This is a genomic window from Mesorhizobium sp. USDA 4775, from assembly GCF_054062655.1.
The window spans coordinates 1,599,023-1,620,755 of record NZ_JBSSFM010000001.1 but is presented as its reverse complement, the minus strand read 5'-3'; the positions used below and the strand labels follow the sequence as shown (position 1 = coordinate 1,620,755).

General features: G+C 64.2%; 17 protein-coding genes and 1 pseudogene. 9 read left to right on the top strand and 9 right to left on the bottom strand.

What is annotated here, in order from left to right; genetic code table 11:
* The first annotated feature begins 2 nt into the window (after positions 1–2).
* Complete coding sequence (locus ACVILI_RS08030) at positions 3–824, top strand: class I SAM-dependent methyltransferase (RefSeq protein ID WP_240564590.1); 822 nt, start codon at positions 3–5, stop codon at positions 822–824.
* On the opposite strand, the gene ACVILI_RS08025 is transcribed toward ACVILI_RS08030, so the two are convergent.
* Positions 808–1,530 (bottom strand): HAD family hydrolase, encoded by a 723-nt coding sequence (locus ACVILI_RS08025; protein ID WP_038651935.1) that lies wholly within the window; start codon positions 1,528–1,530, stop codon positions 808–810. The two genes, ACVILI_RS08030 and ACVILI_RS08025, sit on opposite strands and share 17 nt — an antisense overlap.
* Before the next feature lie 5 nt (positions 1,531–1,535).
* Entirely contained in the window at positions 1,536–3,179 is a 1,644-nt protein-coding gene (gene pgi, locus ACVILI_RS08020) for a glucose-6-phosphate isomerase (RefSeq protein WP_038651932.1), read from the bottom strand.
* Between the two features lie 303 nt (positions 3,180–3,482).
* Between pgi and pdxR the strand changes: the two genes are divergently transcribed.
* Positions 3,483–4,976: a MocR-like pyridoxine biosynthesis transcription factor PdxR gene (gene pdxR / locus ACVILI_RS08015; protein WP_010913204.1), complete on the top strand. Its 1,494-nt coding sequence runs from the start codon at positions 3,483–3,485 to the stop codon at positions 4,974–4,976.
* Positions 4,977–5,169: 193 nt separating this feature from the next.
* Positions 5,170–6,759, top strand: a complete 1,590-nt coding sequence (locus ACVILI_RS08010; RefSeq protein WP_038651927.1) for a trimethylamine methyltransferase family protein — start codon at positions 5,170–5,172, stop codon at positions 6,757–6,759.
* A 42-nt stretch (positions 6,760–6,801) separates the two neighbouring features.
* Here the strand turns inward: ACVILI_RS08010 and ACVILI_RS08005 are convergent, their stop codons facing one another.
* From ACVILI_RS08005 to ACVILI_RS07990, 4 genes are all read right to left on the bottom strand, one after another.
* Positions 6,802–7,200, bottom strand: a complete 399-nt coding sequence (locus ACVILI_RS08005) for a hypothetical protein (protein WP_027047704.1) — start codon at positions 7,198–7,200, stop codon at positions 6,802–6,804.
* 64 nt (positions 7,201–7,264) lie between these two features.
* Positions 7,265–8,656, bottom strand: a complete 1,392-nt coding sequence (gene chrA, locus ACVILI_RS08000; protein ID WP_019862972.1) for a chromate efflux transporter — start codon at positions 8,654–8,656, stop codon at positions 7,265–7,267.
* A complete protein-coding gene (locus tag ACVILI_RS07995; protein ID WP_038651924.1) occupies positions 8,653–9,471 on the bottom strand; it encodes a chromate resistance protein ChrB domain-containing protein in 819 nt (272 codons plus the stop codon). The genes chrA and ACVILI_RS07995 overlap by 4 nt, the downstream gene beginning before the upstream one ends.
* Positions 9,472–9,718: 247 nt before the next feature.
* Positions 9,719–11,524 (bottom strand): IlvD/Edd family dehydratase, encoded by a 1,806-nt coding sequence (locus tag ACVILI_RS07990; RefSeq protein WP_019862970.1) that lies wholly within the window; start codon positions 11,522–11,524, stop codon positions 9,719–9,721.
* Between the two features lie 149 nt (positions 11,525–11,673).
* Here ACVILI_RS07990 and ACVILI_RS07985 point away from each other — a divergent pair, with 149 nt between their 5' ends.
* Positions 11,674–12,123, top strand: a complete 450-nt coding sequence (locus ACVILI_RS07985; RefSeq protein ID WP_019862969.1) for an SRPBCC family protein — start codon at positions 11,674–11,676, stop codon at positions 12,121–12,123.
* A gap of 16 nt (positions 12,124–12,139) precedes the next feature.
* On the opposite strand, the gene ACVILI_RS07980 is transcribed toward ACVILI_RS07985, so the two are convergent.
* A complete protein-coding gene (locus tag ACVILI_RS07980; protein ID WP_038651921.1) occupies positions 12,140–13,309 on the bottom strand; it encodes an Mrp/NBP35 family ATP-binding protein in 1,170 nt (389 codons plus the stop codon).
* A 207-nt stretch (positions 13,310–13,516) separates the two neighbouring features.
* On the opposite strand from ACVILI_RS07980, the gene ACVILI_RS07975 reads away from it, so the two are divergent.
* Complete coding sequence (locus ACVILI_RS07975; RefSeq protein ID WP_038651918.1) at positions 13,517–13,894, top strand: VOC family protein; 378 nt, start codon at positions 13,517–13,519, stop codon at positions 13,892–13,894.
* A 16-nt stretch (positions 13,895–13,910) separates the two neighbouring features.
* Here ACVILI_RS07975 and ACVILI_RS07970 read toward each other — a convergent pair whose 3' ends face one another.
* Positions 13,911–14,915 carry an inorganic phosphate transporter gene (locus tag ACVILI_RS07970; protein ID WP_038651914.1) on the bottom strand — a complete coding sequence of 335 codons (1,005 nt, stop codon included), beginning with the start codon at positions 14,913–14,915 and terminating at the stop codon, positions 13,911–13,913.
* A gap of 3 nt (positions 14,916–14,918) precedes the next feature.
* Entirely contained in the window at positions 14,919–15,560 is a 642-nt protein-coding gene (locus ACVILI_RS07965) for a DUF47 domain-containing protein (protein ID WP_027047702.1), read from the bottom strand.
* A 169-nt stretch (positions 15,561–15,729) separates the two neighbouring features.
* Between ACVILI_RS07965 and ACVILI_RS07960 the strand changes: the two genes are divergently transcribed.
* From ACVILI_RS07960 to fdhF, 4 genes and pseudogenes are all read left to right on the top strand, one after another.
* Positions 15,730–16,629, top strand: a complete 900-nt coding sequence (locus tag ACVILI_RS07960) for a LysR family transcriptional regulator (protein WP_038653788.1) — start codon at positions 15,730–15,732, stop codon at positions 16,627–16,629.
* A 135-nt stretch (positions 16,630–16,764) separates the two neighbouring features.
* Positions 16,765–17,244, top strand: a complete 480-nt coding sequence (locus ACVILI_RS07955; RefSeq protein ID WP_019862961.1) for a formate dehydrogenase subunit gamma — start codon at positions 16,765–16,767, stop codon at positions 17,242–17,244.
* Entirely contained in the window at positions 17,241–18,797 is a 1,557-nt protein-coding gene (locus tag ACVILI_RS07950; RefSeq protein ID WP_038651911.1) for a formate dehydrogenase beta subunit, read from the top strand. The genes ACVILI_RS07955 and ACVILI_RS07950 overlap by 4 nt, the downstream gene beginning before the upstream one ends.
* A gap of 10 nt (positions 18,798–18,807) precedes the next feature.
* Positions 18,808–21,724 (top strand): annotated as a pseudogene (gene fdhF / locus ACVILI_RS07945) (formate dehydrogenase subunit alpha).
* Positions 21,725–21,733: the final 9 nt, after the last annotated feature.

Genomic DNA, 21,733 nt, shown 5'->3' with positions numbered 1-21,733 from the left:
AAGTGACCTCGGTTTTGGGAGAACGACATGCACCAAAACAAAGAGCTGAAGCGCAGCGCGCTTTAGCGAGGGGCCACCCCTTCGGCGACGAGGGACCAAGCAAGGACTTGCCAAACCGCCCGCGCCTCGACCCGGCGGAATTCATCAAGGCGAACATGCGCCTTGTTCCTGTACCGGCGCTTCCCGAAATCCGGTTCTACACCGCCCATCCGGGCAGCGGATTGAGACGCCTCGTCGATCCTGAAGACGATATTGATGCGGACGACGATGCGCCAGAACCGCAGCCGCCCTACTGGGCCTATGCGTGGGCCGGCGGCGCGGTGCTGGCGCGCCACATCCTCGACAATCCGATGACCGTGGCGGGCCGTCGCGTGCTGGACCTGGGGGCGGGTTCGGGCATTGTCGGCATTGCCGCCGCCAAGGCCGGCGCAAGCGAGGTGATCGCCGCCGAGATCGACCGCAACGGCGTTGCCGCTATCGGCCTCAACGCGGCGGCCAACGGCGTCGAGATCACGATCGTCCACCAGGATATCACCACGGGGCCGCCGCCGGCCGTCGACCTCGTGCTTGCAGGCGACGTGTTCTACGGCCACGAGGTTGCTCTACGGGTTACCCCGTTCCTCGATCGCTGTTTGGCAGCCGGCATCGAGGTGCTGGTCGGCGATCCGCGTCGCCATGACCTGCCGCTGGCCCGGCTGCGACTGCTCGCCGAATATCAGGTGCCGGATTTCGGTGACGCGAAAGATGCCACGCTGAAGCCGAGCGGCGTCTTTCGTTTCGAGGCCGAGACCGCGCTGGCGGGAGCAATCAAACCGTCTCCTTGACCCGCGTCGACAGGAAATCCGGCAGGTCGGCGACGGAATCGAGAACGACGTCGGCAATGCCGGCCAGCGATTCGCGCGTGCCGGTGCCGGAGAGCACGCCCACCGCCAGGCCGCAGCCGCCGGCGCGCGCCATTTCGAGATCGTGGCGGTTGTCGCCCACCATGGCGATCTCCGCTGGCTTCAGGCCGGTGAGGTCGCAAAAGGCCTGGATGGTGTCGGGCGCAGGTTTGGGATTGGCCACCGCGTCATAGCCATAGGCGGCGTCGAACAGCTGGGCGACGCCCAGCGTGACCAAGGTCTTTTCCGCGCCGCTGGTGGAATCGTTGGTGGCGACGCCAAGCCGGTAGGATCTTTTGTGGAGCACCGCCAAGGTATCGACGATGCCCGGCAGCGCCACCGCCATCGCCGAGCCCTGCACCGAGGTGATCTCGTTGAAGCGGGCTACGGCCAGCATCTGGTCTTCGTCGGACAGACGCGGGAACCACAGCTCGACGACATCCATGTTGGTGCCCGAGGCAAAGATCGAATCGGGCTTGAAGCGCCGGCTGGCGAAATCGAAGCCGGCGGCCGCAAGCAGCCTGTCGGCCTTCCAGCGGTCGCCATCAGCGGCATCCATGGCCATGAAATCGGCGACGCCGAGCCAGGTCGCGTTGAAGTCGACAAGTGTCCCGTCCTTGTCGAACAATATACCCTTGATGTCTGCCAAATCAGTCACTCCGAACCGCGCAATTGGTGGATGCGTTCCACAAGGCCCCTGGTCGAGGCGTCCCGGTTTGCGGCGCTTTCCTTGCCTTCCACGACAGGCAGCAGGCCGGTCGCCAGCTCCTTGCCGAGCTCGACGCCCCACTGGTCGAAGGAATTGATGTTGAACAGCGTGCCCTCGACGAAGACGCGGTGCTCATAGAGCGCGATCAGCCGCCCGAAAGTGCGCGGGTCGAGCTTGCGATAGAGGATGGTCACCGAAGGCCGGTTGCCGGAGAAGACACGATGCGGCGCAATCTTGTCGACGTCGGCCGGCTTCATGCCCTTGGCCAGCATCTGCGCGCGCGCCTCGTCCAGCGTGCGGCCCTTCATCAGCGCTTCGGACTGCGCCAGGCAATTGGCGAGCAGCAAATCATGCTGGTGCTTGAGCTCCGGCTCATGGCCGACAGCCGCGGCGAGGAACTCGACCGGGATGAAGTCGGTGCCCTGGTGCAAGAGCTGGAAGAAGGCGTGCTGGCCATTGGTGCCCGGCTCGCCCCAGACCAGCGGCCCGGTCGGTGTCGCCACGGGCGTGCCGTCAAGGGTGACGCCCTTGCCGTTCGATTCCATGTCGAGCTGCTGCAGATAGGCCGGCAGCCGGGACAGGCGCTGGTCATAGGGGATGACCGCGCGGGCCGGATAGCCGCAGATCACGCGATGCCACCAGCCGACCAGCCCGAGAAGCGCCGGCAGGTTCCCGGCGAGCGGGGTGGTGCGGAAATGCTCGTCCATCTCGTGCGCGCCGTCGAGGAAGGCGCGAAAATTTCGCGGGCCGACGGCGATCATGACGGGCAGGCCGATCGCGCCCCAGACCGAATAACGGCCGCCGACCCAGTCCCAGAAACCGAAGACGCGGTTCTGCTCGATGCCGAACTTGGCCACCAGGTCGAGTGCCGTCGAAACAGCGGCGAAATGCTTGCCGACCGCCTGCTTGCCGAGTGCCTTCTGCACCCAGTCGCGCGCCGTCTGCGCGTTGGTCATCGTCTCGACCGTGGTGAAGGTCTTGGAGGCGATGATGAACAGCGTGGTTTCGGCCGACAGGCCCTTCAGCGTGTCGTGGATGTGGGCGCCGTCTATGTTGGAGACATAATGCGCGCGTGGCCCGTCATGATATGGCGCCAGCGCCAGCGTCGCCATAGCCGGGCCGAGGTCGGAGCCGCCAATGCCGATGTTGACGATGTCGGTGATCTTCTTGCCGGTGGCGCCAAGAGCCTTGCCTGAACGGATGGCATCAGCGAAGGCGCCCATCGCGTCGAGCACGGAAATGACGTCGGCCTTGACGTCCTGGCCGTCGACCGTGACGCCCTTGCCGCTGAGATTGCGCAGCGCCGTGTGCAGCACGGCGCGGTCCTCGGTGATGTTGATCTTCTTGCCGGCGAACATGGCGGCGCGGCGACCCTCGAGATCGGCGGCGCCGGCGAGCTTCTCCAGCAAGTCCATGGTGACGGCATCGACGGCGCATTTCGACCAGTCGAGCAAAAGGTCACCATCGGTGGCGGAGAATGTCTGGAAACGCTGTGGATCGGCGGCGAAGGCCTGGCGCATGCTCGCAGGTGCCGCGGTGCGATGATCGCGCAAGGCGGCGAGCTGTTTCTGGAAGGCTGACTTATCCAATGGCGGGGAGCTCCTGGCGTTTTTCGACATACTTTATCAGACCGGATGTTTCCGGCGCGTGTCGTCGCGACAAACCTATTGAGCCGAATTCCGTGCGGTCAATACGCGGCGATGCCGCATCGCATCACGATGCGATGACACTATGTGTCACTTCGGGCGGCCGCAGAGCCCAATTTTGGCTGAAGGATCACTGGCATAAATCCCAAAGATCAGAAAAATTGATTGGCGCAACCCCTTGTGCCACTCATACACTCGACTGGTCCAGCCAAATGAAAATGGCTGGCCATCCGAGGAAGATTTCCCATGCCACAGCGCAACGACACGGCCATATGGTCCGGCCTGTTCCGGATTTCGGCCGAATCCGGCCAAACCCTGCAGGCGCAGATCCGCCAGGCCATCGTGGCCGCCATTCTCGACCGGCAGATCGCCGCTTCGATGCCGCTTCCCTCCTGCCGGATCCTGGCCGAGAAGCTGGGCGTCGCACGCGGGACGGTGGTGCTGGCCTTCCAGCAGCTCGTCGACCAGGGGTTCCTGGTGGCGCGCGAGCGGCGCGGCCATTTCGTCAACCCCGACGTGCTGGCAACACCGGCCAAGCCGCACCAGAAGGCGCCCGACCAGGCCAATGAGATCGACTGGAAGGCACGCCGGCAGATCGCCGCCAGCGACATGCCGCCGCCGGCCAAGCACGAGAACTGGATCAAGTCGTCCTACCCCTTCGTCTACGGCCAGTTCGACCCGGCGCTGTTCCCGACCGCCGAATGGCGCGAGTGCAACCGCATGGCGCTGGCCGTGCTCGAAATCCGCAACTGGGCGTCCGACATGGTCGATCGCGACGATCCGCTGCTGATCGAGCAGATCCAGGCGCGGCTCTTGCCCCGGCGCGGCATCTTCGCCAATCCCGACGAGATCATCGTCACGCTTGGCGCCCAGAACGCGCTCTACATGCTGGCTTCGCTGCTGATGACCAAGGGCTCGAAGGTGGCGATGGAGGACCCGGGCTACCCCGACGCACGCTCGATCTTCCGGCTTGCGGGCGCCGACATCCAGCCGGTGCCGGTCGACCAGTCCGGCATCGTAACCTCTTCTATCCCCAATGATTCCGGCTTCGTCTTCGTCACGCCCAGCCATCATTGCCCGACCATGGTGCCGTTGTCGGCCGAGCGGCGGCAGGACCTTCTGGCGCGTGCCAACCGGCACAACCAGATCATCATCGAGGACGGCTATGACAGCCAGCTTCTCGACGAGGCGCCGCAGCAGGCGCTGAAGAGCCTCGATCGTTCCGGCCGCGTCGTCTATGTCGGCTCGATGTCGAAGACGCTGGCCCCGGGCCTGCGGCTTGGCTACATCGTGGCCTCTGCTGGACTAATCTCGGAACTGAGGGCGCTGCGCCGCTTCATGCTGCGCCATCCGCCGGCCAACAACCAGCGTGCCGTGGCGCTCTTCCTGTCGCTCGGCCATCACGAGGCCTTGGTGCGGCGCCTGTCGAGCGCCTTCGACGAGCGGCGCAAGCGTCTGGTCCATGCGATTTCAGCTTTCCTGCCGGAATGGCGCTCGACCGACTCGGCCGGCGGCACGTCGCTCTGGCTCGAAGGCCCGCGCGGCACCGATTCCCGCGGTTTGGCCGAGGCCGCGGCCTCGCGCAGCGTCATCATCGAGCCGGGAGACCGCTTCTTCGACCGCACCGAAAAGCCTTCGCGTTTCATGCGTTTGGGCATTTCCTCGATCGCGCTGCAGCATATCGAGCCAGGCATCCGGGAACTGGCCACCGCCGCCGGGCGCAGGCCCGCCGCCGCCTGATCCACTTATCCGATCCTTTTGACCGGGGCCGCCCGATCGCGGCCCCGTTTCCTTTAGCGCTGGCATATGCAACCAGACCGGCTGGCTCATGGTCTGGGCCAATGCCGGCGGCATAGTCGTGGCACAAAGGGGAAGAAGCAGCCGATGGTGGACCAACCGCCGCCCTGTTTCCGAGAAAAGGTGGAGTGCCTCCATGTCTGTGGTTCTTGAAAAGCAGGAAGCGGCGGCGGATCAGCGCTCGCGCCGCTCCGGTGGACGCGAAGCGCGCCGTGCCATGCGGGCAGCGCCGCTCGCCGACGACATCAGGCCGGTGCGTGCCGGCCTCGAGGGCGGCAGCTACGGACCGCTGCGCGGCAACGACCAGGAGCGCATCCACGAGGCGGTGCTGACGCTGCTGGAGACGGTCGGCTTCGCCAATGCCATCCCCTCTTGCATCGAGGCGCTGACCAAGGCCGGCGCCACCTATGGCGACGATGGCCGCATCCGTTTCCCGCGCGCCCTGGTGCTCGATACGATCAAAAAAGCGGCACGCAATTTCACCTTGCACGGCCAGGACCCGAAACACGATATGGTGATCCAGGGCAAGCGCGTGCACTACGGCACGGCTGGCGCCGCCGTGCATCTGGTCGATGTCGAGAAGCGCGAATACCGAGAATCGCTGCTGCAGGACATCTATGACGCCGCCCGCATCGTCGACGGGCTCGACAACATCCATTTCTTCCAGCGGCCGATGGTGCCGCGCGACATTCCCGATCCGCTCGAAATGGACTTCAACACGCTCTATGCCTGCGTGATGGGTACGTCCAAGCATGTCGGCACCTCGTTCACGGTGCGCGAGAATGTGCAGCCGGCGCTGGAAATGCTCTATGCCATTGCCGGCGGGGAGGAGAATTTCCGCGCCCGGCCGTTCGTGTCGAACTCCAACTGCTTCGTCGTGCCGCCGATGAAATTCGCCGAGGATGCCTGCGGCGTGCTCGAGGCCTGCGTCGAAGGCGGCATCCCGATCCTGCTTTTGTCGGCCGGCCAGGCCGGCGCGACCGCGCCGGCGGCGATTGCCGGCGCCGTGGTGCAGGCAGTGGCCGAAGTGCTGGCCGGTCTGGTCTATGTCAACGCCATCAAGCCGGGGCATCCGGCAATCTTCGGCACATGGCCGTTCGTGTCGGACCTACGGACCGGCGCCATGTCGGGCGGCTCGGCCGAACAGGCGGTGCTGACCGCGGCCTGCGCGCAGATGGCGCAGTTCTACGATCTGCCGGGTGGCTCGGCCGCCGGCATGACGGATTCGAAATTGCCGGACATCCAGTCCGGCTACGAAAAAGGCATCACCGACGTGATGGCCGGCTTGGCCGGGCTCAACCTCGTCTATGAATCGGCCGGCATGCATGCCTCGCTGCTCGGCTTCTGCCTGGAAAGCCTGATCATCGACAATGACATGCTCGGCCATTGCCTGCGCTGCGTGCGCGGCATCGAGGTGACAGACGAAGCGCTGTCGATCGACACCATCGCCGAAGTCTGCCTGAATGGGCCTGGCCACTATCTCGGCAACGAGCAGACGCTGCGGCTGATGCAGACGGAGTATTTCTACCCGGCCGTCGGCGACCGGTTTTCGCCGAAGGAATGGAACGAGAAGGGCCGTCCCGACATACTGCAGCGCGCGATCATCGAGAAGAAGCGCATCCTTGCCGAACGCTTCCCGCGCCATGTGCCAAAACTGCTCGACGAAAGACTGCGCGCCCGCTTCGGCGACATGATCAAGCTGCCGCGCGCCAATATGGGCGGGTAGCCGGTTTGCGGACCGGCACCATCGCCTGAAAATCAACATGCCCTAGTCGGCGCCCAGACCGTAGCGCTCGACGACCTCGGCATTGATCAGCTTGGCGTGCAGAGCCATCAGCACGATCTGCGCGTCGAAACTGTCGCCGGCTTCCACCGCGGCCTCGATCCGGCGTTCGACGTCCTGCCGCTGCTGCAAACCTTGCGAGCTTTCGAAGGTTTCCGGACCGGCGATGCAATAGCTGAACAGCAGCGCCACGTCCGGATAGGCCTGTGGCGGCGGCTCGTCCGGCCAGCGATCCTTCATCAGATTGACGATTGTGAGCTTCACGCCCTCCGGCACGAGGGCGGGGTGCAGGTCGGCGCCGCGCAAGGCGGAATCGAGCTGCCTCAGATCACCCGAGCGGCCGAACATGCCGAGAAAGCCGAGGGAAGAGCGTCGTTGCGCCATGATGTTCCAATCCGTTTCCAACCACTTAAGTGGTCGGGAAGCGGAATACAAAGCGGGCTGGCATCTAGCCACTTACCGCCAGCAGCAAGACACCGGCAAGGGCCGATCCAGCGAGCGTCGGCAGCATGCCGATCTTCAGCTTCAGGATGGCGATCATCGCGGCCAAGGACAGCAGCGCCGCGCGCCAGTCGATCGACGCAAGCACCGGCACATTCATGCCGAGGCTCATTGCGTGCACCTCACGGAAGACGACGTGCAAGGCAAACCACAAAGCGAGATTCATGATGACGCCGACAACAGCGGCGGTGATCGCGCCGAGCGCCGCCGACAAGGCCCTGTTGCCGCGCAAGGCCTCGATATAGGGCGCGCCAAGGAATATCCAGAAGAAGCACGGCGTGAAGGTCACCCACAGGGTCAGCAGCGCTCCGAGCGATCCGCCAAGCAATGGGTTCAGTGACCCGGAGTGACGGAACGCGGCGATGAAGCCGACAAACTGCAGCACCAGGATGAGCGGGCCGGGCGTGGTCTCGGCAAGTCCGAGACCATCAACCATTTCACCGGGAGCCAGCCAGCCGAATGACTGGACGGCGGCCTGCGCGACATAGGCCAGCACCGCATAGGCGCCGCCGAAGGTGACGACCGCCATCAGGCTGAAGAACCGGCCTATCTCGGTCCACACACTGGCAGAGCCGGTGAACCACCAGATCAGGAGGACCGGTCCGAGCCAAATCGGCAGCCAGATCGCGACAGTGCGCGGCGCATGCCATCTGGTCGGTTTGACATGGGACAGTTCGCCGCGCTCGAACATCAGGTCGACGGCGCCCTTGATATCAGGACCATCATCCTTGCCGTGCGCCGAACCGGAGAAGAGACCCGGAGCGAGGCGGTCTCCCAGCCATCCTGTCAGGCCGGCGAGCAGGATGATCAGCGGGAACGGCACATTCAACGCGTAGATTGCGATGAAGGCCGCGACCGCGATCGACACCATGGCCGGGTTTTTCAGGGCGCGCCGTCCGATGCGGATCACCGCCTCGATGACGATGGCAAGCACCGCCGCCTTCACCCCCAGGAAAAGCGCCTCGACGAGCGGAATGTCGCCATAGAGCACGTAGAGGCTGCTCAGGATCAGCATGACGAGCGCGCCGGGCACGACGAACAGGATGCCGGCGACAAGACCGCCGATCGTCCTGTGCAGCAGCCAGCCGATATAGATGGCAAGTTGCTGGGCTTCCGGGCCAGGCAAAAGCATGCAGTAGTTCAGCGCATGCAGGAAACGCTGTTCACCGATCCAGCGCCGTTCCTCGACCAGTTCCCTGTGCATCAGGGCGATCTGCCCGGCCGGCCCGCCGAAGCTGAGCAGTCCAATCTTCGCCCAGACCTTGACGGCTTCGGCAAAGGTCGGCACAGCCGGCGCCTCGACGTTCCCCGACCCATGTGCAGGCACAACGGCGCTCATGACGGTTTACCCGCGCTGGGCCAATTGTGCGTTTCCTCGGTGGCATCGCGGCACCAGCGGAAGAACGCATCGTAGAGCAGCATGCCTGCTTCCAGTTGTTCCAGATCGTCGCGAAACATCCGCGACAGGCCAAGCGAAGCAGCCAGAAAGCCGGCGGCCTGGGGCACCAGATCGAGCCTTGCGGTGTCGGCCGCGCGCACGATCGCGGCGAGGCGGTCGAGTGCGGTGGATCCCAGCCCGAATTCCTCGATCATCGTATCGAAGGTGCAGCGTTCACCGCGATGGCTCCAGAACACATTGTCGATGTCGAAAGGCACGGCCTGAAAGCGGTCGGCGACAGCCGGCACTTCGGCTGCCTCGACAAACAGGAAGACCGCATGAGGATCGACGAAACGCCGGATCAGCCAGGGGCAAGCGATGCGGTCGACCTTCGGGCGTGCCCGTGTCACCCATACGGTATGGCCCTTTTCGTCGCGCGGTGGCAATTTGTCGGTGCTGACCAAAAGCCCTTCTGCCTCGCGCCAGGCTTCGAAACCCCCTTCAAGGGATTCGGCGGGAATCCCCTCATGACGCAGCCATGCGGCGACACCTTGCGAGAGCTTCAGGCCTTTCTGGCAGACGACCGCCACAGGCTGGCCGGCGAAATCGGGCGCCCAGGTCGGAACGGTTTTGAAATCGCGCCGGATCGAGGCCGGCAGCAGGCGCGGATCGGCGTCGAAATCCTCATCGATGCGAACATCGACGATTACCGGGGCTCCCGGCAGGCCGACCAGACGAGACAGTTGCGATACGGTGATAGCGGTTGTTGACGGCATGGCGTCCACCTCCTGATAGAGAAGCCTGGACGCGAACGTTGGGCTGACGCCTCACGGGGTCGTCGCGATGCACCCCTTGGCCACAATGGTGGATTTGTTGCGAGCGCTTGTCAAGGATCGTGACCGGCCTCGACCGGGCCAAACCACACAGAACTGAAAACGGCGGCGGCGGCCCGATTGACCAGGCCGCCGCCGATTCAGCGTCAGTGATTGTCCCCGGAGCAATCCGTGATTGTCCCCGAAGCAATCAGTGATTGTCCCGGGGCACGCCCCTGGTGTGCGCGACATCCTGGTATTTCACCGCCGGCTTCAACACCATGCCCTGGTCGAACTGGTCGACCATGCCGCGCTGGATTTCCTGCCACGGCGTCTGGTGCTGCGGATAGTGGTAGCCGCCATTGCCCTGCAGCGCCGCGCGCCGCTTGGCGATCTCTTCGTCGCTGACCAGGATGTTGGCGGTGCCCTTGTTCAGGTCGATGCGGACGCGATCACCTGTCTTGAGCAGCGCCAGTCCGCCGCCAATGGCAGCTTCCGGCGAGGCGTTGAGAATCGACGGCGAGCCCGACGTGCCCGACTGGCGGCCGTCGCCGATGCAGGCCAGCGCATGGATGCCCTTCTTGATGAGGTATGCCGGCGGCTGCATGTTGACGACCTCGGCGCCACCGGGATAGCCGACCGGGCCGGCGCCGCGCATGAACAGGATCGTGTGTTCGTCGATGCCTTGCGCCGGATCGTCGATGCGGGCGTGGTAATCCTCCGGCCCGTCAAAGACCATGGCGTTGCCTTCGAAAGCTTCCGGGTCCTTCGGATTGGAGAGGTAGCGCTCGCGGAATTCCGGCGAGATGCCGCTGGTTTTCATGATCGCCGAATCGAACAGGTTGCCGCTGAGGTTGATGAAGCCGGCATTGACCTTCAGCGGCTTGTCGACGCTGCGGATGACATCGGCGTTTTCGACCACCGCCGCCTTGCAATTGTCGCCGATCGACTTGCCATTGGCCGTCAGGGCATCGGGATGCGGCAACAGCCCGCCCTTCATCAGCTCGGCCACTACGGCCGGCACGCCGCCGGCGTGATGATAATCCTCACCGAGATACTCGCCCGTCGGCTGCAGATTGACGAGGAGCGGCACCTTGAGGCCGATCTCCTGCCAGTCATCATTGTCGAGCTGCACGCCGAGATGGCGGGCAATGGCGTTGAGATGGATCGGCGCGTTGGTCGAGCCGCCGATCGCCGAATTGACGACGATGGCATTCTCGAAGGCCTTGCGCGTCATGATGTCCGACGGTTTCAAATCCTCATGCACCATGTCGACGATGCGCTTGCCCGTCTCGTAGGCGATCTGCCCGCGCTCGCGGTAAGGGGCCGGGATGGCGGCCGAGCCCGGCAGCTGCATGCCGAGCGCTTCTGCCAGCGAATTCATCGTGGTGGCGGTGCCCATCGTGTTGCAGTAGCCGGTGGAGGGCGCCGAGGAGGCGACGATATCCATGAACTCGTCATAGTCGATCTCGCCGGCCGACAGGCGCTGGCGCGATTCCCAGACGATGGTGCCGGAGCCGGTGCGCTTGCCCTTGTGCCAGCCGTTGAGCATCGGGCCGACCGACAGGGCGATGGCCGGGATGTTGACGGTGGCCGCCGCCATGAGCAGCGCCGGCGTCGTCTTGTCGCAACCGATGGTCAGCACGACGCCGTCGAGCGGGTAGCCGTAGAGCACCTCGACGAGGCCTAGATAGGCAAGGTTGCGGTCAAGGGCCGCGGTCGGGCGCTTGCCGGTCTCCTGGATCGGATGGCATGGGAATTCGAAGGGAATGCCGCCCATCGAGACGATGCCTTCGCGCACGCGCTTGGCGAGCTCGATATGGTGTCGGTTGCAGGGCGACAGATCCGAGCCGGTCTGGGCGATGCCGATCAGCGGCTTGCCCGACATCAGTTCGGCGCGCGTCAGCCCGTAATTCAGGTATCGCTCAAGATAGAGCGCCGTCATGCCGGGGTTGTCAGGGTTGTCGAACCACTCCTGCGAGCGGAATTTTTTCTTCTTGGTGGGGGCGCCGGCCATCACGGTCTCCGTATTTGTATGACAAATCGATATGACAACGCGTCAATGCAAGCAAGGGGCACACGCGTTCCCAACCCGCACTTTGGTGCGATAGACACGACAGCACCTCTGCGCTAGGGCTTCAAACCATTGTTTCCGGGAGGTTCTTGATGGCTTTGGTGATCGAAGGCGAGGAACGCATTGCCGCACCCCTGCAAAAAGTCTGGGAAGCGCTGAACGATCCCGAGGTTTTGAAGGCGACCATTCCCGGTTGCCAGAGCCTCGACATGAAGTCGCCGACCGAGATGGCCGCGACGGTGGTGCTGAAGATCGGGCCTATCAAGGCCACCTTCAACGGCGAAGTGACGCTGAAAAATCTCAAGCCGCCGCATTCCTACACCATCCAGGGCGAAGGCAAGGGCGGCATTGCCGGCTTCGCCAAGGGCGGCGCCGACGTGACGCTGACCGAGGATGGGCCGGATGCCACGGTGCTCAAATACGCGGCCAAGGCCGATGTCGGCGGCAAGATTGCCCAGCTCGGCAGCCGGCTGATCGAGTCGACGTCGAAAAAACTGGCCGGGCAGTTCTTTTCGAGTTTCGGCGAGAAGGTCGGCGGCTGACCGTTTCGCTGCGAGGTCACTCGAAGACGATGCTCGGCACTGCCGCTTCGGCCGCGACTCGTTCCTCATTGACCCTGTCCCAGACCTTGGCGGCGATGTCGCGATAGGCTTTGGCCTCCGCGCTATCGGGCTTCGAGACAACCACCGGCTGCCCGGCATCCGAGCTTTCGCGGATGCCCATTTCCAGCGGCACTTCGCCGAGGAAGGTGACGCCGAGGCGTTCGGCCTCGCGGCGCGCGCCGCCATGGCCGAAAATGTCGTAGCGCTTGCCGGTATCGGGCGCGATGAAATAGCTCATATTCTCGACGATGCCGAGGAGCGGTACGTCGACCTTCTTGAACATGTTCAGTCCCTTGCGGGCATCGATCAGCGCCAGGTCCTGCGGCGTCGAGACGATGACGGCACCGGCCAGCGGCACCTGCTGCGCCATGGTCAGCTGCGCATCGCCGGTTCCGGGCGGCATATCGACGACAAGCACGTCGAGCCGGCCCCATTCGACCTCGCGCAGCATCTGCGTCAGCGCCGACATCACCATCGGGCCCCGCCAGATCATCGGCGTCTCCTCATCGACGAGGAAGCCCATCGACATCACCTTGAGGCCGTAATTCTCCATCGGCTTCAGGATCTTGCCGTCAACCGTCTGTGGCCGGCCATGGATGTTGAGCAGCTTCGGCATGGATGGGCCGTAAATGTCGGCGTCGAGCACGCCGACCCGCAAGCCGTTGGCGGCAAGGCCAAGCGCCAGATTGACGGCGGTGGTCGACTTGCCGACGCCGCCCTTGCCGGAAGCAACGGCGATGATCGCCTCGATGCCGGGCACGCCGCGCTTGCCCGAGCTGTGTGAGGCCGGCGCCTGCGGCGCGGGACGCTGGGGGGTCGCCGGCGGTGCCGGCCTGGGTGCGGGGCGCGCGGACACCGGCGCCTCCATGCCGCCGCCCTTTTTTTCCGCCGTCAGCGCCACCACGGCACCGGCGACGCCGGGAATTGCTTTCACCACGCGCTCCGCGGCGGCGCGCAGCGGTTCCATTTCCTGCGCCCTGGCGGCGGGAACGGTGATCGAGAAGAAGACTTTCGAATCGGCGATGAAAATCTCGGAAACCATACCGAGATCGACGATGTTGCCGGTGAAGTCCGGTCCGTTGACCGTCTTCAGGCGCTCGGTGACGATTTCCTTGGTGACGGACATGATCTTTCCTCGGCGTTTGGCAATGCAGATAGTGCAGTTTCCGGCGAGAACCAAGCCGTGACGCAAAGGCTTGCCCGGCGTGCCACGGAAAACGACCGATGCTGTCGGATTCTTGCCGGATGACGCTTCCGGCCGATGGCCAAACGGGCCGCGTGCCCTATTTCGTTTGCCTGAACGAGGACACGACAATGCGGGAAGGAGACGGTCATGCTCGAGAAAAGCAACGCAACGGCCAATCTCGCCGTCAAGGACCTGGCAAAGGCAAAGGCCTTCTATGAAGGCACGCTAGGCCTCAAGCAGATCGACGACATGGGCGGCGAGCTTGTCGTCTACAAAAGCGGCGGCACGCTCATCAATGTCTATCATTCCCAATTCGCAGGTACCAACAAGGCGACGGCGGTGACGTGGACGGTAGGCGATCAGATCGAGACTGTCGTCAAATCATTGAAATCGAAAGGCGTTGTCTTCGAGCATTACGAAATGCCCGGCCTGACGATCAAGGGCGACATCCATGTCGGCCAAGGCATGAAAGTCGCCTGGTTCAAGGACCCGGACGGCAACATCCTGAACCTCGTCGACAAATAGGCTTCGGCGCTCCGCGTCAGCCTGCCAGGCTTGTGACGAAATAAGTGAGAGCCGAAATCGCCGCCGTCGCCGGCAAGGTGACGATCCAGGCGATGACGATGTTGCCGGCGATGCCCCAGCGCACCGCCGAGACGCGGCGGGCGGCGCCGACGCCGATGATGGCGCCGGTAATCGTATGCGTGGTCGATACGGGAACGCCGAGCCAGGTGGCGGCGAACAGCGTGATGGCGCCGCCGGTTTCGGCGCAGAAGCCCTGCATCGGATTGAGCCGGGTGATCTTCGAACCCATTGTGTGGACGATCCGCCAGCCGCCGAGCAGCGTGCCAAGCGCCAGCGCCGACTGGCAGGTCAGGACGACCCAGAGCGGCACGTAGAATTTCTCGCCGAGCATGCCTTGCGAATAGAGCAGCACGGCGATGATGCCCATGGTCTTCTGCGCATCGTTGCCGCCATGGCCGAGCGAATAGAGCGAGGCGGAAAAGAACTGCAGGACGCGAAAGGTGTTGTCGACGGCGAACGGCGTCTGGCGCACGAACAGCCAGGAAACCACCAGGATCAGGACGAGCGCCAGCGCAAAACCGGTCGCCGGCGAGAGCACGATCGCGGCGACCGTCTTGCCAAGTCCCGACCAGACGATGGCACCGATGCCGCCCTTCGCAACACCGGCACCGACCAGCCCGCCGATCAGCGCGTGCGAACTGCTCGAGGGGATGCCGGCGATCCAGGTTACGATGTTCCAGACGATGGCGCCGACGAGGGCCGAGAAGATTACCGCCGGCGTGACGATGCTGACGTCGACGATGCCCTTTCCCACGGTCTCGGCGACATGAAGGCCGAAGAACATGAAGGCGATGAAGTTGAAGAAGGCCGCCCAGAGCACTGCATATTGCGGCCTGAGCACACGTGTCGAGACGATGGTGGCGATGGAATTGGCGGCGTCGTGCAAACCATTGAGAAAATCGAAGAACAGCGCGACGGCGACGAGGCCGGCCAGCAGGGGAAAGGCGATCGCGGCATCCATCGTCTAGACGTTCTCGATGACGATGCCGCTGATCTCGTTGGCAACGTCCTCGAAACGGTCGACCACCTTTTCCAGCTGGCCATAGATCTCGCTGCCGATCAGATAGGCCATCGCATCACCGCGGCCATGGCGCCTGAACAGATCCTTCAAACCCTGCTCATGCAAGTCGTCGGCCCGGCCTTCGGCGCGCATCACCTCCTCGGCAAGGGCGTTGAGGCGTGCGCTGTTGGCACCGACCTTGGCGAGCAGCGGGATTGCTTCCGCGACCAGCCGGGCGGCGTCGACGATGACGGCGCCCATTTCCTGCATCAGCGGATCGAACTCCCTCTTCTCGAACAGCCTCACCGTCTTGACGGTCTTGTGCATCATGTCGATGGCGTCATCCATCGACTGGATCAGATCCTTGATGTCGCCGCGATCGAAAGGCGTGATGAAAGAGCGCCGCACGGCAAGCAGGACCTCCGCCGTGATATGATCGGCCTCGTCCTCGAGATCGACGATCGTCTGGCACCAGCGATCGATGTCCTTGCCCTGAAGCAGTTGCTGCAGCGCTTCCGCGCCGCCGACCACCGTGCGGGAATGCCGCTCGAACAGCTCGAAGAAACGATCTTCGCGCGGCAGCAGCTTGCGGAACCAGCCCAGCATGTCAGTCTCCCATCGCGCCCGGTTCACGACCGTTTCATTGACATAGCGCCGCATGACGCCGCGGGAAACAGTAAGCCGGCTGAAAGATGTGGATGCGGAACGATTACGCATGGCGCTTGCGGCAAAGGCGAATTTCCCCGAGCCTGCGCATGACGACCGGAAGGATGGCATGATCGACAAACTCGAATTCTTTATCTCATTGGCCAAGGAAGAGCATTTCGGCCGGGCGGCGGAAGCCTGTGGGGTCACCCAACCGACCTTGTCGGCTGGGATCAAGCAGCTGGAGGGACAACTCGGCGTCATGCTGGTCAATCGCGGGTCGCGGTTCCAGGGCCTGACGCCGGAAGGCAAGCAGGTGCTGGTCTGGGCGCGCCGCATCGTCGGCGATTCAAGGGCCATGCGAGAGGAGATGCGCGCGGCGCGCCACGGCCTTTCCGGACGCATCCGCATTGCCGCCATCCCGACCGCGCTCGCCATGGTGGCGCGGCTGACGACGCCGTTTCGCGAAAAGCACCCCGGCGTCACCTTCTCGGTGCTGTCGCGCACCTCGATCGAAGTCTTGTCGCTGCTCGGCAATTTCGACATCGATGCCGGTATCACCTATCTCGACAACGAGCCGCTCGGGCGGGTGACCAGCGTGCCGCTCTATGACGAGCGTTATCAACTGATCACGGCGGTCGGAAACCCCTATTCCGACCGCGACAAAGTGACATGGGCCGAGATCAGCCGGCTGCCGCTGTGCCTGCTGACGCCGGACATGCAGAACCGCCGCATCATCGACCAGCATCTGGCCGAGGCCGGAGTGCAAGTGCGGCCGACGCTCGAATCCAATTCGATGATCGTGCTGTTCTCGCACATCCACACCGGCAAATGGTCGTCGATCATGCCGCTCAACCTCGCGGAAACATTCGGCTTTTCAGAGCCGATCCGGGCCATTCCGATCGTCGAGCCCGACGCCAGCCACACGGTCGGCCTGGTGGCCGCGCCGCGTGAGCCGCACACGCCGCTGGTGCAGGCGCTGCTGGACGAGGCAATGGCGCTGGCAGACGATTTCCGCGCCCATCGCTAGGGTAGAGAATGGCGGCTGAGCGGGCTTGATAGAAAATTTCTATCAAGCGACGGATCAGCTTTATTGATTTCGCTGGTTTCCTCTGTTTTTGTAACGACTTAGCGCTGGAGCGCTACCGACCAGGGAGGGCGCTGCATGACGATGCAGCCTGCAAGTACCGAGATCGCATCGCGCACGGCGGCGATTATCCAAGAACTGAAAGGCCTCGAAGGCCCGCTGCTGCCGATCCTGCACGAGATCCAGGAAGAATTCGGTCATGTGCCGCAGGCGGCACTGCCGGTCATCGCCGATGGGCTGAACCTCTCCAGGGCCGAGGTGCACGGCGTCGTCACCTTCTACCATGATTTCCGTGCCCGGCCGGCCGGGCGGCATGTTCTCAAGCTGTGCCAGGCGGAAGCCTGCCAGTCGATGGGCTCGGATGCCGTCGCCGCCAAGATCAAACAGTTGCTGGGCATCGGTTTCCACGAGACCACCCGCGACGGATCGGTTACACTCGAGCCGGTCTATTGCCTCGGGCTTTGCGCCTGTTCGCCGTCGGCGATGCTCGACGGCGAGGTGATCGGGCGGCTCGATGACGAGAAGATCGACGAGATCCTTGCCGAGGTGCGCTCATGATCCCCCGCATCTACATTCCCGGCGATTCCGGCGCGTTGGCGCTCGGCGCTGAAAAGGTCGCCAAGGCTGTTCGCGCGGAACTCGCAGAGCGCGGCATCGAGGCCAAGATCGTGCGCAACGGATCGCGCGGCGCTTATTTCCTCGAACCGATGGTCGAAGTGGCGACCGCCAACGGCCGCGTCGCCTACGGGCCGGTCAAGCCTTCCGACGTCAAGAGCCTGTTCGACAGCGGCTTCCTCACCGGTGGCCACCACAAGCGCTGGCTCGGCGCGCCCGACAAGATCCCGTTCCTGGCCAAGCAGACCCGGCTGACCTTCGCCCGCTGCGGCATCAACGATCCGCTGTCGCTCGACGCCTACAAGTCGCTTGGCGGGCTCAAGGGCTTGCAGAACGCCGTCGCCATGACGGCGGCCGACATCGTCAAGCAGGTTACGGACTCGGGCCTGCGCGGCCGCGGCGGCGCCGGCTTCCCGACCGGCATCAAGTGGAAGACGGTGCTGGATACGACATCGGAGCGCAAATACATCGTCTGCAACGCCGATGAGGGCGACAGCGCGACTTTCGCCGACCGCATGATCATGGAGGGCGACCCCTTCGTGCTGATCGAGGGCATGACGATCGCCGGCATCGCCACAGGAGCGACCAAGGGCTTCGTCTATATCCGCTCGGAATATCCGCATGCGGTGGCGACAATGAACAAAGCCGTCGAAATCGCCCGCAAGGCCGGTGTCCTCGGCGTCAATGTGCTGGGTTCGCCCAACGCCTTCGACATGGAAATCCGCGTCGGCGCCGGCGCCTATGTCTGCGGCGAGGAAACCTCGCTGTTGAACAGCCTCGAAGGCAAGCGCGGCGTGGTGCGCGCCAAGCCGCCGCTGCCGGCCATCCAGGGCCTGTTCGGCAAGCCGACGGTGATCAACAACGTCATCAGCCTCGCCTCGGTGCCGATCATCATGGACAAGGGCGCCGCCTTCTACAAGGATTTCGGCATGGGCCGCTCGCGCGGCACCATCCCGATCCAGATCGCCGGCAATGTCAGGAATGGCGGCCTGTTCGAAACCGCCTTCGGCCTGACGCTCGGCGAGATCGTCGATGACATCGGTGGCGGCACGGCCACCGGCCGTCCGGTGAAGGCAGTACAGGTCGGCGGCCCGCTTGGCGCTTATTTCCCGCGCGCCCTGTTCGACACGCCGTTCGACTACGAGGAATTCGCCAAGCGCGACGGGCTGATCGGCCATGCCGGTATCACCGTGTTCGACGACACGGCCGATATGCTGAAGCAGGCGCGCTTCGCCATGGAGTTCTGCGCCATCGAAAGCTGCGGCAAGTGCACGCCCTGCCGCATCGGCTCGACGCGCGGCATCGAGACCATCGACAGGCTTGCCGCCGGGATCGAGCCGGAAAAGAACCTCGCGCTGGTCACCGACCTCTGCAACACGATGAAGTTCGGTTCGCTGTGCGCGCTGGGCGGCTTCACGCCCTACCCGGTGATGAGCTCGATCACGCATTTCCCCGAAGATTTCAAGCCCGCGCCGGCGCGCGTGGCTGCTGAGTAGGAGCTGGCAGATGAACATCAAGGCCGACTTCCCATCGCTCGTTGAAGAGATCGACTACGGAACCCCGGAATCGCGGGCGCAAAAGCAGGTCACGCTGAGCGTCGACGGCCGCAGCATCACGGTGCCGGAAGGCACCTCGATCATGCGCGCGGCGATGGAAGGCGGGGTCGAGATCCCAAAACTCTGCGCCACCGACATGCTGGACTCGTTCGGCTCGTGCCGCGTCTGCCTGATCGAGATCGAAGGGCGCGGCGGCACGCCGGCCTCCTGCACGACGCCGGTCGGTGAAGGCATGGTGGTGCGCACGCAGTCCGACCGGCTCGACGCGATCCGCCGCGGCGTCATGGAGCTTTACGTCTCCGACCATCCGACCGGCTGGAACGAGAAGGCCGGCACCGGCGCCAGCGAATTCGACACGGTGGCGAAGTCGGTCGGCCTGACCGAAAACCGCTACGGCGTCGAGGGCCGCAACCACGTCAAGCAGGAAGAAGACGGCGTGGCGCCCGGCCATGGCTCGCTGGCGGTCGACTACATCGCCCGCGACGAATCCAATCCTTATTTCACCTATGATCCGGCGCAGTGCATCGTCTGCTCGCGCTGCGTGCGGGCGTGCGAGGAGGTGCAGGGCACCTTCGCGCTGACCATCGAGGGCCGCGGTTTCGAATCGCGCATGGTCGCCGGCATGCATGAGGATTTCATCGCTTCCGAATGCGTGTCCTGCGGCGCCTGCGTGCAGGCCTGCCCGACCGACGCGCTGCGCGAGAAGACGGTGCTCGAGAAGGGCATGCCGGAACGCTCGGCCGTCACCACCTGCGCCTATTGCGGCGTCGGCTGCTCGTTCAAGGCCGAGGTGAAGGACGACGAAGTCATCCGCATGATGCCTTACAAGGACGGCAAGGCGAACCACGGCCATTCCTGCGTCAAAGGCCGTTTCGCCTATGGCTACGCCACGCACAAGGACCGCATCCTGTCGCCGATGATCCGCGAGAAGATCTCCGATCCGTGGCGCGAAGTGAGCTGGGAAGAGGCGATCGCCCACACGGCCAAGGAATTCCGCCGGATCCAGTATCAGTACGGCCGCACCTCGATCGGCGGCATCACCTCCTCGCGCTGCACGAATGAGGAGACCTATCTCGTCCAGAAGCTGGTGCGGCAGGGTTTCCGCAACAATAATGTCGACACCTGCGCCCGCGTCTGCCATTCGCCGACCGGCTACGGGCTCGGCCAGACCTACGGCACCTCGGCCGGCACGCAGGATTTCGATTCCGTCGAATTCACCGACGTCGCCGTCGTCATCGGCGCCAATCCGGTTTCCGCCCATCCGGTGTTCGCCTCGCGTCTGAAGAAGCGGCTGCGCCAGGGCGCGAAGCTGATCGTGCTCGATCCGCGCCGCACCGAGATGGTCAAGTCGGCGCATGTCGAGGCCGACTATCACCTGCCGCTGAAGCCCGGCACCAACGTGGCGGTGCTGACGTCACTGGCGCATGTCATCGTCACCGAAGGGCTTTTCGACGAAGCCTTCATCCGCGAACGCTGCGACTGGACGGAGTTCCAGGACTGGGCCTCTTTCGTCGCCTTGCCGGAGAACAGCCCCGAGATCGTCGGCAAGCTTTCCGGCGTCGACCCGGAACTGATCCGGGGGGCCGCGCGGCTCTACGCCAAGGGCGGCAATGGCGCGATCTATTACGGCCTCGGCGTCACCGAGCACAGCCAGGGCTCGACCACGGTGATGGCCATCGCCAACCTCGCAATGGCTACCGGCAATATCGGCCGGCCGGGCGTCGGCGTGAACCCGCTGCGCGGCCAGAACAATGTGCAGGGCTCGTGCGACATGGGCTCCTTCCCGCACGAACTGCCCGGCTATCGCCACATCTCTGGCGAAGCCGTGCGCGACATCTATGAGAGCCTGTGGGGCGTGAAGCTGGACGACGAACCCGGCCTGCGCATTCCCAACATGCTGGACGCCGCCGTCGACGGCTCCTTCAAGGGCATCTACATCCAGGGCGAGGACATCCTGCAGTCCGATCCCGACACCAAGCATGTCGCGGGCGGTCTCGCGGCCATGGAATGCGTCGTCGTGCACGATCTCTTCCTCAACGAGACCGCGAATTACGCGCATGTCTTCCTGCCGGGTTCGACCTTCCTGGAAAAGGACGGCACCTTCACCAATGCCGAGCGCCGCATCAACATGGTGCGCAAGGTGCTGGAACCGAAGGCGCGCTATGCCGATTGGCAAGCGACGCAGGAGCTAGCCCGCGCGATCGGGCTCGACTGGAACTACACGCATCCCTCGCAGATCATGGACGAGATCGCCCAGACGACGCCGAGCTTCGCCAATGTCTCCTTCGAGTTGCTCGACCGCGTCGGATCGGTGCAATGGCCCTGCAACGAGAAGGCCCCGCTCGGAACGCCGATCATGCACATTGACGGCTTCGTGCGCGGCAAGGGCAAGTTCATCCGCACCGAATATGTCGCGACGGACGAGAGGACCGGGCCGCGCTTCCCGCTGCTTTTGACCACCGGCCGCATCCTCAGCCAGTACAATGTCGGCGCGCAGACGCGGCGCACCGACAACGTCATGTGGCACGCGGAAGACCGGCTGGAGATCCATCCGCACGATGCCGAAAACCGCGGCCTGCGCGATGGCGACTGGGTGCGGCTGACCAGCCCGCTCGGGCGAGACGACGCTGCGGGCGCTGATCACCGACCGGGTGTCTCCCGGCGTGGTCTACACCACCTTCCACCATCCCGACACGCAAGCCAACGTCATCACCACCGACTTCTCGGACTGGGCGACCAACTGTCCGGAATACAAGGTGACGGCAGTGCAGGTCGGCGCCTCCAATGGCCCGTCGGACTGGCAGCGCGAGTACGATGAGCAGGCCAGGAACAGCCGCCGCATCGCCTCGCTGCAGGCGGCCGAGTAGTCTGGCGGC

What these genes read in the sequence shown, in the direction of transcription:
- pdxR (WP_010913204.1), top strand. Translation starts at nt 3,483, where the DNA reads ATGCCACAGCGCAACGACACGGCCATATGGTCCGGCCTGTTCCGGATT.
- ACVILI_RS08010 (WP_038651927.1), top strand. Translation starts at nt 5,170, where the DNA reads ATGTCTGTGGTTCTTGAAAAGCAGGAAGCGGCGGCGGATCAGCGCTCG.
- ACVILI_RS08005 (WP_027047704.1), bottom strand. Translation starts at nt 7,200, where the DNA reads ATGGCGCAACGACGCTCTTCCCTCGGCTTTCTCGGCATGTTCGGCCGC.
- chrA (WP_019862972.1), bottom strand. Translation starts at nt 8,656, where the DNA reads ATGAGCGCCGTTGTGCCTGCACATGGGTCGGGGAACGTCGAGGCGCCG.
- ACVILI_RS07995 (WP_038651924.1), bottom strand. Translation starts at nt 9,471, where the DNA reads ATGCCGTCAACAACCGCTATCACCGTATCGCAACTGTCTCGTCTGGTC.
- ACVILI_RS07990 (WP_019862970.1), bottom strand. Translation starts at nt 11,524, where the DNA reads ATGGCCGGCGCCCCCACCAAGAAGAAAAAATTCCGCTCGCAGGAGTGG.
- ACVILI_RS07985 (WP_019862969.1), top strand. Translation starts at nt 11,674, where the DNA reads ATGGCTTTGGTGATCGAAGGCGAGGAACGCATTGCCGCACCCCTGCAA.
- ACVILI_RS07980 (WP_038651921.1), bottom strand. Translation starts at nt 13,309, where the DNA reads ATGTCCGTCACCAAGGAAATCGTCACCGAGCGCCTGAAGACGGTCAAC.
- ACVILI_RS07975 (WP_038651918.1), top strand. Translation starts at nt 13,517, where the DNA reads ATGCTCGAGAAAAGCAACGCAACGGCCAATCTCGCCGTCAAGGACCTG.
- ACVILI_RS07970 (WP_038651914.1), bottom strand. Translation starts at nt 14,915, where the DNA reads ATGGATGCCGCGATCGCCTTTCCCCTGCTGGCCGGCCTCGTCGCCGTC.
- ACVILI_RS07965 (WP_027047702.1), bottom strand. Translation starts at nt 15,560, where the DNA reads ATGCTGGGCTGGTTCCGCAAGCTGCTGCCGCGCGAAGATCGTTTCTTC.
- ACVILI_RS07960 (WP_038653788.1), top strand. Translation starts at nt 15,730, where the DNA reads ATGATCGACAAACTCGAATTCTTTATCTCATTGGCCAAGGAAGAGCAT.
- ACVILI_RS07955 (WP_019862961.1), top strand. Translation starts at nt 16,765, where the DNA reads ATGACGATGCAGCCTGCAAGTACCGAGATCGCATCGCGCACGGCGGCG.
- ACVILI_RS07950 (WP_038651911.1), top strand. Translation starts at nt 17,241, where the DNA reads ATGATCCCCCGCATCTACATTCCCGGCGATTCCGGCGCGTTGGCGCTC.